15 protein-coding genes are annotated in these 13,630 nt (G+C 71.5%); 7 read left to right on the plus strand and 8 right to left on the minus strand.

Annotation, left to right across the window (positions count from 1 at the left end; genetic code table 11):
• Positions 1 to 19: 19 nt before the first annotated feature.
• Positions 20 to 841, plus strand: a complete 822-nt coding sequence (locus HC362_RS10135; protein ID WP_243083601.1) for a hypothetical protein — start codon at positions 20 to 22, stop codon at positions 839 to 841.
• Between the two features lie 137 nt (positions 842 to 978).
• On the opposite strand, the gene HC362_RS10140 is transcribed toward HC362_RS10135, so the two are convergent.
• Both HC362_RS10140 and HC362_RS10145 read right to left on the minus strand, forming a co-directional pair.
• On the minus strand, positions 979 to 1,944 hold the full coding sequence (locus tag HC362_RS10140; RefSeq protein ID WP_243083602.1) for an SDR family oxidoreductase: 966 nt from the start codon (positions 1,942 to 1,944) through the stop codon (positions 979 to 981).
• Between the two features lie 14 nt (positions 1,945 to 1,958).
• Positions 1,959 to 2,717, minus strand: a complete 759-nt coding sequence (locus HC362_RS10145; protein ID WP_243083603.1) for an SDR family oxidoreductase — start codon at positions 2,715 to 2,717, stop codon at positions 1,959 to 1,961.
• A 108-nt stretch (positions 2,718 to 2,825) separates the two neighbouring features.
• Here HC362_RS10145 and HC362_RS10150 point away from each other — a divergent pair, with 108 nt between their 5' ends.
• The 6 genes from HC362_RS10150 (at position 2,826) to HC362_RS10175 (ending at position 7,989) form a co-directional block, all read left to right on the plus strand.
• A complete protein-coding gene (locus HC362_RS10150; protein ID WP_243083604.1) occupies positions 2,826 to 3,593 on the plus strand; it encodes an enoyl-CoA hydratase family protein in 768 nt (255 codons plus the stop codon).
• A gap of 5 nt (positions 3,594 to 3,598) precedes the next feature.
• On the plus strand, positions 3,599 to 4,453 hold the full coding sequence (locus HC362_RS10155) for a CoA-transferase (RefSeq protein ID WP_347568536.1): 855 nt from the start codon (positions 3,599 to 3,601) through the stop codon (positions 4,451 to 4,453).
• Positions 4,450 to 5,235 carry a CoA-transferase gene (locus tag HC362_RS10160; RefSeq protein ID WP_243083606.1) on the plus strand — a complete coding sequence of 262 codons (786 nt, stop codon included), beginning with the start codon at positions 4,450 to 4,452 and terminating at the stop codon, positions 5,233 to 5,235. Before HC362_RS10155 ends, HC362_RS10160 begins: the two co-directional genes overlap by 4 nt.
• Positions 5,232 to 6,338, plus strand: coding sequence for a nitronate monooxygenase (locus HC362_RS10165; RefSeq protein WP_243083607.1), 1,107 nt, complete (start codon positions 5,232 to 5,234; stop codon positions 6,336 to 6,338). Before HC362_RS10160 ends, HC362_RS10165 begins: the two co-directional genes overlap by 4 nt.
• Before the next feature lie 213 nt (positions 6,339 to 6,551).
• Positions 6,552 to 7,376, plus strand: a complete 825-nt coding sequence (locus tag HC362_RS10170; RefSeq protein WP_243083609.1) for a class I SAM-dependent methyltransferase — start codon at positions 6,552 to 6,554, stop codon at positions 7,374 to 7,376.
• A 73-nt stretch (positions 7,377 to 7,449) separates the two neighbouring features.
• Positions 7,450 to 7,989 (plus strand): DUF6624 domain-containing protein, encoded by a 540-nt coding sequence (locus HC362_RS10175; protein ID WP_243083610.1) that lies wholly within the window; start codon positions 7,450 to 7,452, stop codon positions 7,987 to 7,989.
• On the opposite strand, the gene HC362_RS10180 is transcribed toward HC362_RS10175, so the two are convergent.
• From HC362_RS10180 to HC362_RS10205, 6 genes are all read right to left on the minus strand, one after another.
• The gene (locus HC362_RS10180; protein ID WP_243083612.1) at positions 7,986 to 8,948 is read right to left on the minus strand and encodes a zinc-binding dehydrogenase; all 963 of its coding nucleotides are present in this window, start codon (positions 8,946 to 8,948) and stop codon (positions 7,986 to 7,988) included. The two genes, HC362_RS10175 and HC362_RS10180, sit on opposite strands and share 4 nt — an antisense overlap.
• Before the next feature lie 71 nt (positions 8,949 to 9,019).
• Complete coding sequence (locus HC362_RS10185; RefSeq protein ID WP_243083614.1) at positions 9,020 to 9,613, minus strand: Uma2 family endonuclease; 594 nt, start codon at positions 9,611 to 9,613, stop codon at positions 9,020 to 9,022.
• Between the two features lie 112 nt (positions 9,614 to 9,725).
• Positions 9,726 to 10,631 (minus strand): TIGR03620 family F420-dependent LLM class oxidoreductase, encoded by a 906-nt coding sequence (locus HC362_RS10190; RefSeq protein ID WP_243083615.1) that lies wholly within the window; start codon positions 10,629 to 10,631, stop codon positions 9,726 to 9,728.
• An 88-nt stretch (positions 10,632 to 10,719) separates the two neighbouring features.
• The gene (locus tag HC362_RS10195) at positions 10,720 to 11,481 is read right to left on the minus strand and encodes an amino acid ABC transporter ATP-binding protein (protein WP_279240088.1); all 762 of its coding nucleotides are present in this window, start codon (positions 11,479 to 11,481) and stop codon (positions 10,720 to 10,722) included.
• Positions 11,478 to 12,434: an amino acid ABC transporter permease gene (locus HC362_RS10200; protein ID WP_243083616.1), complete on the minus strand. Its 957-nt coding sequence runs from the start codon at positions 12,432 to 12,434 to the stop codon at positions 11,478 to 11,480. Before HC362_RS10200 ends, HC362_RS10195 begins: the two co-directional genes overlap by 4 nt.
• Before the next feature lie 183 nt (positions 12,435 to 12,617).
• Positions 12,618 to 13,574: an ABC transporter substrate-binding protein gene (locus HC362_RS10205; RefSeq protein ID WP_243083618.1), complete on the minus strand. Its 957-nt coding sequence runs from the start codon at positions 13,572 to 13,574 to the stop codon at positions 12,618 to 12,620.
• Positions 13,575 to 13,630: the final 56 nt, after the last annotated feature.

Raw genomic sequence — 13,630 nt, forward strand, 5'->3', positions numbered from 1 at the left:
GTTCTGAGAACGTGGACCCATGTGCGTCTCCCTGGGCCCCGCAGAGTTCTCCGGCACCACGCTGTACATGGGGCGCGTGCACCACCCCGAACACGGGCTGGTGCACGTCCTCGGCTACCAGAACACCGCCGTCAACCGCGCCGACGGCCCCAACGCCATGCTGCTGCATCTGCCCGCGCGAAGCATGACGCAGGAGAACTTCCTGGACGTGGGGCGCAGTTCGGATGTGCTGGAGCGGATGGTGAAGGCCGTACGGCCCAGGTCCGTGGCGGCGGGCGGGATGGACTGGATGGGCTGGGAGCAGCCGACGCGCGGGGTGCAGGTCTTCGAGCACGACATCTACACGGTGCTGCTCGCCTCCGACCCCACCGAACTGCCCGCCGCGCTCGACCGGGTGCCCGCGCACAAGCGGCCGGGCCTCGCCCCGGAGCTGATGCGGTTCTACGCGGAGCGCTACCCCGGGTACGCGATGGCCGTGTGCTGCTTCGACAACACCGAGGCCGCGCAGGCGAAACCGCTGCTGATGTGGTACCCGCCGCTCGACCCCGAGGTGCTGACCGCACCCGCGCTGGACGCCCACACCGGGCGGCCACCGGGCATGGTGGGGAAGGTCCCGGTCGACCACTGGGTGCTGTACGGCAGCGACGAGGCGCCTGCCGGGTGGGGCGAGCCGGTGGGCTACTCCCCCGGTGTGCGGGACCGCCTGCGCGGCTTTCTGCCCCACCAGGTGCGCGGCGAGCACTTTTCGGGGCTGCTGCCCAATGGGGACTTCGCTCTCACCCACGCGGAACTCCTGACCGGGGGCCGCCCCGGCAGGGTGGGTGCTCCTGTGGGGCGATGAGGGGGTACCCCCATCGCCCCAGACTGCCCGAGCACAGCGGGAGGGACGCGCCCCGTCAGGGGCGCGGGGAACTGCGCGCGCAACCAACAGCGCACCCGCAGTGCGCTAAGCACGGGCACGGGCAGCCCCTCCCCGGCTTACCCCGCGCCGTACACCGGTTCAGGGCCAGGGGACTCGCGGAGCAACCCGCGGAGGGGGGCCGCCAGTTCGGCCGGTTCCCAGCGGGTGCCCTTGTCGATGTGGGCGGCACGGCGCCAGCCGTCCATGAGGGTGATCCGGCCGCCCTCCGCCTCGAAGACGCGTCCGGTGATGCCCTCGCAGGCGTCGGAGCCGAGGTGGACGACGAGCGGCGAGACGTTCTCCGGGGCCATCGGATCGAAGCCCCCGTCGGCGGGCGCGGCCATCCGCGTGGCGAAGGTCCGCTCGGTCATCCGGGTGCGGGCCGCAGGGGCGACCGCGTTGACCTGGACGCCGTACCGGCCGAACTCGGCGGCTGCGACGAGGGTGAGCGCCGCGACACCGGCCTTCGCCGCGGCGTAGTTGCCCTGTCCGACGGCGCCCAGCAGGCCGGCGCCCGAGGAGGTGTTGACGATCCGGGCGCGGCGCGTGCGGCCCGCCTTCGCCTCGCCGCGCCAGTACCCGGCCGCGTGCTTCATCGGCAGGAAGTGGCCCTTCAGATGCACCCGTACGACCGCGTCCCAGTCGTCCTCGTCGAGGTTCACCAGCATCCGGTCGCGCAGGAACCCCGCGTTGTTGACCAGGGTGTCCAGGCGGCCGAAGTGCTCCAGCGCGGTACGGACCAGCCGGGCCGCTCCCTGGCTGTCGGCCACGTCGTCCGTGCTGACGGCCGCCTCGCCGCCCATCGCCCGGATCTCGGCGGCCACCTGCCCGGCCGGGGTCTCGGCCGAGGTGTCCGTGCCGCCCGCTCCGTCGAGGGCGACGCCCAGGTCGTTGACGACAACCCGGGCGCCCGCGCGGGCGAAGGCGAGGGCGTGCGCGCGGCCCAGCCCGCGCCCCGCGCCGGTGACGACGACGACGCGTCCCGCGGCGGGGCGGTCCTGGGCGGGGGTCTCCTGGGTGCGGGCGGCTCGCTGCTGGTCCATGACGACCTCCGGGCTCAGGGTTCGTTGACGTTCGCGGCGTCCAGGAAGGCGGGACGCTCGCCCCCGCCGTGCACGGCGAGCGAGGCGCCGGAGATGTAGCGCGCGGCATCGGAGGCCAGGAACACGCAGGCGTCGCCCACCTCTTCGGGCTCGGCGAGCCGCCCCAGCGGCACGGTCGCGCTGACGGCCGCGACACCTGCCTCGTCGCCGTAGTGCAGCTGTGTCAGTTCCGTGCGGGCCATTCCGAGGACGACGGTGTTGACCCGCACCCCGTCCCCGGCCCACTCCATGGCCATCGAGCGCGCCAGGTTCTCCAGCCCCGCCTTGGCCGCGCCGTACGCCGCCGTACCCGGTGACGGGCGGGTCCCGCTGACGCTGCCCACCATCACGATGGCGCCGCCACCGCGCTGGGTGCGCATCAGCGCGTGTGCCGCACGGGAGAGGTACAGCGGGGCGAGCAGGTTGAGTTCGATCACGCGGGCGTGGCGCCGCGGGTCGCCCTCGGCAAGCGGGCGGTACGGGGCGCCGCCCGCGTTGTTGACCAGCACGTCGAGGGAGCCGTGGTCGCGGGCCACGCGGTCGCAGAACTCCGCCGCCGCTTCCGGGTCGCGGACGTCGAGAGGGTGGTAGCGGGCGTGGCGGCCGTCGGCCGTGAGGGGGCGCGGGGGCGGGTGGCGGGCGCAGATGACGACCTGCGCGCCGGTGCGGAGAAACGCGCGCGCTATACCCGCGCCCACCCCGCGGGTTCCGCCGGTGATGACAGCAACGCTCATACGGCAACGCTCATGACGTCGGCTCTTTCGCGAGGGCGGCACCGCTGCTAGCTTGCACAACTGCACGGCACCAAACAAACGTTAGGTGGAAAGGTAGCTGATCCCGCGATGTCTGTCTCCACCTCCACACCGCGCGACGGCGTCGCAGTGGTGACCGTCGACCACCCACCGGTCAACGCCCTGCCGGTGCGCGCGTGGTACGAGCTGGCCGAAGCCCTCACGGCGGCGGGCCGCGACCCGGCGCACCGCGCCGTCGTACTGACCGGCGCGGGCCGGGGCTTCAACGCGGGGGTCGACATCAAGGAGATCCAGCGGACCGCGGGCCACAGCGCGCTCCTCGGCGCCAACCGGGGCTGTGCGGCGGCGTTCGCCGCCGTCTACGAGTGCGAGGTGCCCGTCATCGCCGCCGTGCACGGCCACTGCCTGGGCGGCGGCATCGGCCTGGTCGGCAACGCCGACGCGCTCGTGGCGACCGAGGACGCCACCTTCGGCCTCCCCGAACTGGACCGGGGCGCACTGGGCGCCGCCACCCATCTGTCCCGCATGCTGCCCCCGCACCTGATGCGCCCGCTCTACTACACCGGCCGCACCGTCACAGCCCGCGAGCTGCACCGGCACGGCGCCGTATGGGCCCTCGCCGAGGGCCCGCACACCCTGCTGGAGACGGCTTTCGAGCTGGCCGACCGGATCGCCGCGAAGGACGGTCTGCTGCTCCGCCTCGCCAAGGAGGCCCTCAACGGCATCGACCCGCTCGACGTGCGCCGCAGCTACCGCTACGAGCAGGGCTTCACCTTCGAGGCCAACCTCTCGGGCGTCTCCGACCGGCACCGGGACGCCTTCCTCGACGCGCCCGCCGCCGAGGGGGCCGAGCGGTGACCCCCTTGGACAAGAGCCTCTCCCTCGCCGGGTTCGCGGCGCGTATCGAGTCGGGCATGACCGTCGGCATCGGCGGCTGGGGCGCACGGCGCAAACCGATGGCGCTGGTCCGGGCGCTGCTACGGACCGACGTCACGAATCTGACCGTCGTCTCGTGCGGCGGCCCCGACGTGGGGCTGCTCGCGGCGGCCGGGCGGATCAGCAAGCTGGTGGCACCGTTCGTGACGCTGGACTCGGTGCCGCTGGAACCGCACTTCCGCGCCGCCCGGGAAGCGGGAGCGCTGGAGTTCGAGGAGTGGGACGAGTCGATGTTCCTGTGGGGGTTGACTGCGGCGGCGCACCGGCTGCCGTTCATGCCGGTACGCGCCGGTATCGGCTCCGACATCCCGCGCCACAACCCCCGGCTGCGTACGGTGACTTCCCCGTATCAGGACGGCGAGGAGCTGCTGGCGGCGCCCGCGCTGACGCTGGATGTGGCGCTGGTGCACCTCAACCGCGCCGACGTACGCGGGAACGGGCAGTCGCTGGGCCCCGACCCGTTCTTCGACGACCTGTTCACGGAGGCGGCCGAGCACACCTATCTGTCGTGCGAGCGGATCGTCGACCGCTTCACCGGACCGCCGCAGTCGCTGCTGGTGCAGCGGCAGAACGTCACCGGCGTGCTGCACACGCCGCACGGCGCCCACTTCACGGCCTGCGCCCCCGACTACGGGCGCGACGAGGCGTTCCAGCGCGCGTACGTACGAGCCGCCCAGGACCCGGACGCCTGGCGGGGGTTCGAGGAGCACTTCCTGGCCGGTGACGAGCGCGCCTACCAGCGCGCTGTCGACGGCTTCGCGCGGCGGGAGGCGACCGTATGACGGCCCGGGTCCCTGCTGCCGCCGACGCCACCCGCGCCACTCGCGCCGAGGTCTGCGTCGTCGCCTGCGCCGAGGCCTGGCGCGGCGACGGCGAGGTGCTGGCCGCCACAGCCGGCACCGTGCCGGCGCTGGGCGCCCGGCTGGCGCGGCTGACGTTCAGCCCGCGGCTGCTGCTGACCGACGGCGAGGCGATGCTGCTGAGCACCCCGGAGAGCACCCCCGAGGACCCCGCGCCGGTCGAGGGCTGGCTGCCGTACCGCAAGCACCTCTCCCTCGCCGCGCGCGGCAAGCGGCACATGATGATGGGCGCGAGCCAGCTGGACCGCTACGGCAACCAGAACATCTCCTGCATCGGCGACCGGGCCCGCCCCCGGCGGCAGCTGCTCGGCGCGCGCGGAGCCCCCTCCAACACCGTCAACCACCCCGTCTCCTACTGGGTGCCCAGACACTCGCGCCGGGTCTTCGTCCCCCGCGTGGACACGGTCAGCGGTGTGGGCTACGACCGGGCGGCCGAGGCGGGCCCGGCAGCTGCGCGCTTCCACGAGCTGCGCCGGGTCGTCACCGACCTGGCGGTGTTCGACTTCGCGACCCCGGACCACCGGATGCGGCTGGCGAGCGTCCATCCGGGTGTGAGCGTCGCCCAGGTGTGCGAGCAGACGGGGTTCGAGCCGGCCGTGCCCGGCCAGGTGCCCGTCACCCGCGAACCGACCCGGGAGGAGCTTCGGCTGCTGCGCGAGGTGCTGGACCCGCACGGCAGCCGCGACCGCGAGGTCCGCACATGAGCCCCCACCCGGTGGCAGCCTCCGACGCGCCGCTGAGCACCCCGTTCACCTCGCTCGTCGGCGTACGCCACCCCTTGGTGCAGACCGGCATGGGCTGGGTGGCCGGTCCCCGGCTGGTCTCCGCGACGGCCGACGCGGGGGCGCTGGGCATCCTGGCCTCCGCCACCATGACGCTGCCGCAACTGCGCGAGGCCGTACGGGAGGTACGGGCCCGCACCGACGCGCCGTTCGGGGTCAACCTGCGCGCAGACGCGGGCGACGCGGAGGACCGGGTGCGGCTCCTGATCGAGGAGGGCGTACGCGTCGCCTCGTTCGCGCTGGCTCCCTCCCGGGAGCTGATCGGGCGGCTCAAGGACGCGGGCGTGGTCGTCATACCGACCGTCGGCGCCGCCCGGCACGCGCGGAAGGTCGCCCAGTGGGGCGCGGACGCCGTCCTGGTACAGGGCAGCGAGGGCGGCGGGCACACCGGACAGGTCGCCACATCGGTGCTGCTGCCGCAGGTGGTGGACGCGGTCAGCGTTCCCGTCCTCGGCGCGGGCGGCTTCCACGACGGGCGCGGGCTGGCCGCCGCGCTCTGCTACGGCGCGGCGGGCGCCGCCATGGGCACCCGCTTCCTGCTGACCCGCGAGTCCACGGTGCCCGACGCGGTGAAGGCCCGCTATCTGGCGGCGCGGGTCACCGACGTCACCGTCACCACGAAGGTCGACGGACTGCCGCACCGGATGCTGCGCAGCGAGATGGTGACGGCCCTGGAGTCCTCGGGGCGGGTGGCGGGGCTGCTGCGCGCGCTGCGCCACGCCGCCGCGTTCAAGAAGCACGCGGGCCTCTCGTGGGCCGCGATGCTGCGCGACGGCCGCGCCCTGCGGCACGGCAAGGACCTGTCCCTGGGCCGGCTGCTGCTGGCCGCCAACACCCCGATGCTGCTGAAGGCCGCCATGGTCGAGGGCCGCACGGACGCCGGGGTGATGGCCGCCGGGCAGGTCGCGGGGGTGATCGACGACCTGCCGAGCGTCGCCGAGCTGGTCGAGGGGACGGTCCGCCAGGCAGCGGCGGTGCTCGCGGAGTTGGGCACCGGGGTCGGCGGTCCCCCTCCCACCGGATGACGCCGGGCCGCTGCGCCTGCCTGCCCCGGGGTACCTCTGCCTCCGCCACACGGACGGACCAGCGAATTTCCCGCGTCACTCCTACAGACGGGCGGAAGAACCCGGACGGCCCAGCCGGGCGGGGCGCGCCCCGGTACCGCTGCCGAGACTGGCGGCAGTGCGTTCGTCACACGAAAGCCGAACGGCGCCCACGCCTCGCAGCCGGGAGTCCCCATGGCCAGCAGGAAGAACCTCCTCGTCGACCGGACGGCCCTCGCCCACAAGGCCAGATACGCCCTGACACATCCGCAGCGCATCCCCGGCCATCTGCGGCGCGCGGGCCGGGACCGGTGGCTGGCCTTCAAGCACCGCGACCATGTGAGCTACTACCGCGCGGTGATGGCCTCCGACACCCGGCGCAGCCCGGACGCCGCGGTCGGCAGCCCGACCCGCGAGGCGTGGCTGCAGCTGGGCGAGCTCCAATTCGACTACCTTCGCCAACACGGCCTGCAGCCGTCGATGCGGATGCTCGACATCGGCTGCGGCAACCTGCGCGCAGGGTGGCGCTTCATCCAGTTCCTGGAGCCGGGCAACTACTACGGCATCGACATCTCCCCCGACGTGCTGATCGCCGCCAAGCGGACACTCACCGAACAGCGCCTCCAGGGAAAGCTGCCGTATCTGACCCTCACCCACGACCTGACGCTGGACTTCCTGCCCGACACGCACTTCGACGTCGTCCACGCGCACAGCGTCTTCTCGCACTCGCCGCTGCACATCATCGAGGAGTGCCTGGCCCATGTGGGCCGGGTGCTGGCGCCCGGCGGGTTCTTCGACTTCACCTTCGACCGCACTCTCGGCACCGAACACCAGGTGCTGCGGGAGGACTTCTACTACCGCACGGAGACGCTGACGGAGCTGGCCGAGCGGCACGGCCTGTGCGCCCGCTTCATGGACGACTGGGAACTGCTGGGCCACGGCCAGTCCAAGATCCGCGTATCGCTGGAGCCCTCACCTGCCGCGAAACCCTCACCGGCCTCGCCTTCTGTTCAAGTATGACTGCCAAAAGGGGCTCTCGTCACCGTCTTCCAGGACGACATTCGGCGCGGAAAACGCTCCTAGAGTCGCTGCCATGACCGCACTCGAACAGCACTCCGAGCTCCGCCACGAACTGATCGCCATGAAGGCCGCCGACCAGGCGGCGGCCCCCAAGGCCAACAGCGACGACCCCGCCGAACAACTCGCCTGGCGGCGGGTGACAGCACGGCACGGCGACCGGCTGCGCACCCTGCTGGAGAAGCACGGGCACTGGCCGGCCGCCGCTGAGGTGGGCGAGGAAGCCGCCCTGGGCGCCTGGCTGGTGGCACAGCACGCGGACCGGCAGCTGGACGTGCAGCGGCTGGCCCTCCGCCTGCTGGAACAGGCCGTCCAGGACGGCAGCGCCGGTCCAGAGGGCCCCTCCCGGCTGGCCTTCCTCCGCGACCGGCTGCATGTCAACGCGGGCCTGCCGCAGCGCTACGGCACCCAGATCCAGGGCGTCGCAGCGGACGGGGCGCCGGTCCCCTGGCCCGTCGAGGACAAGGAGAAGCTGGACGCACACCGCGCGGAGGTCGGCATCCCGCCGTTCGCCCAGTACACGGAGCGGCACGCACCCGCTGGGAAGCGGGCTTAGACGGTCAGCACGACCTTGCCGAACAGGTCGCCCTCCGCCATCTTCGCGAAGCCCTCGCGGGCCCGGTCCAGCGGGAGGACGGAGTCGATGACGGGCCGCACGCCCTTGGCGCCGCAGAAGTTCAGCAGCCCGGCCAGCTCCTCCTTGGTGCCCATGGTGGAGCCGATCACCTTGAGCTCCAGGAAGAAGATCCGGTTCAGCTCGGCGGCCGGCGGGTTGGGGCCGCTGGTGGCGCCGGAGATGACCAGGGCGCCGCCGGGGCGCAGCGACTTGACCGAGTGCGACCAGGTGGCGGCACCCACCGTCTCCAGTACCGCGTCCACCTTGTGCGGCAGCCGGGCGCCCGCCTCCAGGGCCGCCTCGGCACCCAGCTCCAGCGCCCGCTTCCGCTTGGTCTCGTCCCTGCTGGTGGCGAACACCCTGAGCCCGGCGGCGGCGCCCAGCGCGATGGCGGCGGTGGCCACGCCGCCGCCCGCGCCCTGCACCAGTACCGAGTCCCCTGGCCGCACACCGGCGTTGGTGAACAGCATCCGGTAGGCGGTCAGCCAGGCCGTGGGCAGGCAGGCCGCCTCCTCGAAGGAGAGCTCCTTCGGCTTCGGCAGTACGTTCCACTGCGGCACGGCGACCCGCTCGGCGAAGGTGCCCTGGTAGCGCTCGGTGAGGATCGAGCGGGGCTCGCGCGGGCCCACCCCGTGCCCGGTCTGCCCGATGACCGAGTGCAGCACGACCTCGTTGCCGTCGTCGTCGATCCCGGCCGCGTCGCAGCCGAGGATCATCGGCAGCGACTCCTCGCCGAGGCCCACACCGCGCAGCGACCACAGGTCGTGGTGGTTGAGCGAGGCCGCCTTCACCGCCACCGTCATCCACCCGGGCGGCACCTTGGGCTCCGGCCTGTCGCCCAGCTCCAGCCCGTTGAGCGGCTCTTCCTTGTCGATACGAGCGGCGTATGCAGCAAACATGCCCTGACGCTACGCCGCGCCGTGCGCCCGGGGACAGACCGTACGGCCCCCGAGCGACCCATCTCACGCCGTCAGCGCACGTAGTCCTTGAACTTCGCCGTATCCAGGGTGAAGCCGACCGGATCGGGCAGTTCGACCGGTTCGCCGAAGTTCACGGTGTGGGTGTCGCGGTAGTGGCCCCGTTCCGGACCGCTGTGCACGGTGACGGTGCAGGAGTCCCGGTCGATCAGCAGGTATACGGGGATTCCGGCCTCCGCGTACGCCCTGGGCTTCTCCCACCGGTCGCGCTGGTCGGTGTCGTGGTCGTACGAGGTGACCTCCACCGTCATCAAGACCCCTTCGGCGTCGGCCCACTCTCCTTGCCCGGAGAAGTGGTCCGTCGGCGCGAGGACTCCGTCCGGCCGTGCACGCCCCTTGCGGTACGCCTCGACCACCAGCCCCTGCTCCGGATACAGAAACAGCTCCGGACGGTGTTGCATGCACCGCGTCAGCAGCCACCTGATGATCTCGCTGTGATCTCCGTCCGGCACCTTCTTGACCCCGATCTGTCCGCCGAGGAACTCCAGCGTGACGGTCTCCGGGGCCCCGGAGGCGAGTTGCTCGAACTCCTCCACGGCCATCTGCCCTGCGGGCTTGTGCGCGTTCCGCTCGACCATAACCGTCATGTTGGCACCTCCTTCCTTGTCGGGGACAGTCTTGGCGGACCGGACGGCTTGTCGTACGGATTCACGCTCGCGGTACTCCGAACGAGTGATCCACTCGCTCGGAGCCGGCGCTTCAGCCGTCCAGCGGCATGGCCTCCGCCAGGGTGCGCCACTCCTCGCGGGGGAGATCGGTGCCGATGCCGGGGGTGACGACCTGGAGGGCGACGTGGTCGGCGCCGGAGTCGAAGAAGGCGTCCACGCGGGCGCGGATGGCCTCGGCGTCACCGATGGCGTACACCGCCTCGATCAGTCGGTCGCTGCCGCCGTCGGCGAGGTCGGACTCGGCGAAGCCGAGGCGGAGCAGGCTGTTCCGGTAGTTGGCCAGGCCCAGATAGAAGGAGAGGTAGTCGCGCGCCGTGGCGTAGGCCCGGGCGCGGTCGCCGCCGGAGGGCAGGAGGACGACCTTCAGCTCGGGCGCGAGCAGCGGGTCGGCGCCGAGGATGTCCCGGGCCTCGGCCGTGTGTTCGGGGGTGACGAGGTAGGGCAGGGCGCCCAGCGAGCGCTCGGCCGCCAGCCGCAGCATCTTCGGCCCCAGCGCCGCCAGCGCTCGCCCGGCGGCCGGGACCGGGCGCGGCGCGTTGTCCAGCACGTCCAGGTAGGAGCGCATGGCCGAGTAGGGCCGGTTGGCCAGCGGATGGTCGAGGGTGTGGCCGCTGTGCGCCTCCGCGTGGCTGACGCCGAGGCCGAGCAGGAAGCGGCCGCCGTACTCCTCCGTCAGCTGCGCGTGCCGCGCGGCCACCTCGGGCGCCGCGTGCTGCCAGATGCTGAGGATGCTGGTGCCGACCGTCGCCCGCGAGGTGGCCGCCAGCAGTTGGTGCGCCATGTCGGGCGAGGGGCTGCCGCCGATCCAGAGAGCGCGGTATCCCAGCTCCTCCAGTTCGGCGGCGGCCTCCTCGACCTGGGGCCGCCGTGCGGCGTCGTCCATGCGCAGTGCGGCGGCCCAGATGCCGACCCTGCCGAGTTGTGCGTTGTATGCCATGGCCGACACAGCATCACATCGGCGGCCGCTATTCCAGGAACGACGGCGTCTCGGCCCGTGTGAAGCGGCGGCGGCCCTGGCCGTTCGGCTACAGCACCTTGGAGAGGAAGGACTTGGTTCGCTCGTGCTGCGGGTTGCCCAGTACGTCCTTCGGGTCGCCGGACTCGACGACGACGCCACCGTCCATGAACACCAGCGAGTCGCCGACCTCCCGCGCGAAGCCCATCTCATGGGTGACGACGACCATCGTCATCCCGTCCCGGGCCAGTCCCTTCATCACATCGAGCACCTCGCCCACCAGCTCGGGGTCGAGCGCGGAGGTCGGCTCGTCGAAGAGCATCAGCTTCGGGTCCATGGCCAGCGCCCGTGCGATGGCCACCCGCTGCTGCTGACCGCCGGAGAGCTGCGCGGGGTAGCTGTCGACCTTGTCGGCCAGCCCCACCCGGTCCAGCAGTTCGGTGGCCCGCTTGCGCGCCTCGGCCCGCGGCGTCCGCTTGACCTGGACGGGCGCCTCCATCACGTTCTCCACCGCTGTCATGTGCGGGAAGAGGTTGAAGCGCTGGAAGACCATGCCGATGTCGCGCCGCTGGGCCGCTACCTCGCGGTCCCGCAGCTCGTAGAGCTTGCCGCCCTTCTCGCGGTAGCCGACGAGCGTGCCGTCGACGTACAGCCGCCCGGCGTTGATCTTCTCCAGGTGGTTGATGCACCGCAGGAAGGTGGACTTGCCGGAGCCGGAGGGCCCGACGATGCAGAAGACCTCGCCGGTCCTCACCTCGAGGTCGATGCCCTTGAGGACCTCGACGTGTCCGAAGGACTTGCAGACCTGTTCGGCCTTGACCATCGTGCTCATGCGCCCTGCACCCCCGATCCGGTGCCCCGGCCCATGCCGAAGACGTTCTTGCGTATGCGCTGCCACGGGGTGTCGGGCAGTTGGCGGAGGGAGCCGCGCGCATAGCGCCGCTCCAGGTAGTACTGGCCCACGCTGAAGACACTGGTGATGACCAGGTACCAGATGGTGGCCACCAGCAGCATCTCCACGACCGCGCTGGAGGTGTTGCCGATGTTCTGCGCCTTGCGCAGCAGTTCCTCGTACATCACGACCGAACACAGCGAGGAGGTCTTCAGCAGGTTGATGAACTCGTTGCCGGTGGGCGGCACGATCACCCGCATCGCCTGGGGCAGCACGATGCGGCGCATGTTCTGCCCCTGGGTCATACCGAGCGCCTGCGAGGCCTCGGTCTGACCCTCGTCCACCGACTGGATGCCGGCCCGGCAGATCTCCGCCATGTACGCGGCCTCGTTGAGACCGAGGCCGAGGAGCGCCGCCATGAACGGAGTCATGACGTCGGTCATCTCGTCCTTGTAGATGGGCATGATGTTGAACACGGGGAAGACCAGCGCCAGGTTGAACCACAGCAGCAGCTGCACATAGACCGGCGTGCCGCGGAAGAACCAGATGTAGCCCCAGGCCACGGACGAGGTCACCGGGTTCTTCGACATCCGCATGACCGCGAGGACGATCCCGAGCACCAGCCCGATCAGCATCGACAGCACGCTGACGACCAGCGTGTTCCTGACGCCTTCGAGGATCTGGTCGTTGAAGAAGAAGTCGCCCACCGCCTGCCAGCGCAGCCCCTCGGCGGTGGCGAAGGCGCGGACGAGCAGCGCCAGGAGAGCGAGGACCACGACGGCGGACACATACCGCCCGTAGTGCCGCACGGGTATGGCCTTGATGGCCTGGGGGGCCTCCTTCGACGGGGGTGCCCCGCCGGAGGAGATCTTGTCGATGGTGGGTGGTGTCACGGGGGCTTGCCTCTCAGCGTCCTCGGCGTCCAGCTGGGTGTCTCGTGGGTCCGCGCCGCGCGGCTCAGGTGCCGCCGGTTCAGTACCGGCGGCTCGGGTATCGGCGGCTCAGGTATCGGCGGCTCAGGTGCCGGCGGCTCAGGTGCCGGCGGCTCGGTTGCCGCCGGTTCAGGTACCGGCGGCTCAGGTGCCGGCGTTGATCGTCACCTTCTTCACGCCGCCGTCCTGCACGCCCCACTTCTCCAGCGCCCGCTTGTAGGAGCCGTCTTCGATGATCTCTTCCATGGCGGCCTTGAGGGCGTCGCGGAGCTTCTTGTTGTCCTTGCTGACGGCCATGCCGTAGGGGGCCGACTGCATCTGGTCGCCGACGACCTCGAAGTCGCTCCCGGACTTGGCGGCGTTGGCCGCGACGGGGAAGTCGGAGATGTCCGCGACGACACCGCCGGCCTTCAGCCGTACCCGGGCCTCGTCGTCCGTGTTGTACGGCTCGATGTCGATCTTCTTCTTGCCCTCCTTGACGCACTTCTTGGTCTGCGTCTTGAGGATCTCGTGCGAGGTGGTGCCGCGCTGGGTTGCCACCTTCTTGCCGCACATCTGATCGACCGACTCGATCTTCTCCGGGTTGCCCTTCTTGACCAGGATCGAGGAGCCGGCGGAGAGGTAGTCGACGAAGTCGACGCCCTTGCCCGCCTTCTTGCCCTTGTCGTCCAGGCCCTCCTGGCGGTCCTTGGTGTCCGTCATCGAGGACATGATCATGTCGAAGCGGCCGGTCTGCATGGAGGTGATCAGACCGTCGAAGGTGCCGTTGGTGAACTCGAAGCGGACGCCCAGCTTCTTGCCCATCGCGTCGGCGAGGTCCGGGTCGAGGCCGACGATGTCGGCCCCCTCCTTGTACTCCATGGGCTTGTAGGCGGCGTCGGTGCCGACCTTGATCACGCCCGCGCTGCGTATCTTCTCCGGCAGCATCGAGTTCAGCTTGCTGCTCCCGCCGCCGGAGCCGCCGCCGGCCCCTTCGGTCTGGTCGCCGCAGCCGGCCAGCAGCAGGGCGCCGCCGACCGCGAGGGCCACCGGCACGGTCCCGGCGCGGCGGGCGGCCGCGCGTGCGGCCCGGCCGGTGGTCATGAGTCTGCTGACGGTCATGCGCTGGTCCTCCTGAGGTGAGGGGGAAGCCGTGGGGTCGGGCACACACCTTCGGA

This window comes from Streptomyces sp. 891-h (genome assembly GCF_022760275.1).
Classification (GTDB): Bacteria; Actinomycetota; Actinomycetes; order Streptomycetales; family Streptomycetaceae; genus Streptomyces; species Streptomyces spirodelae.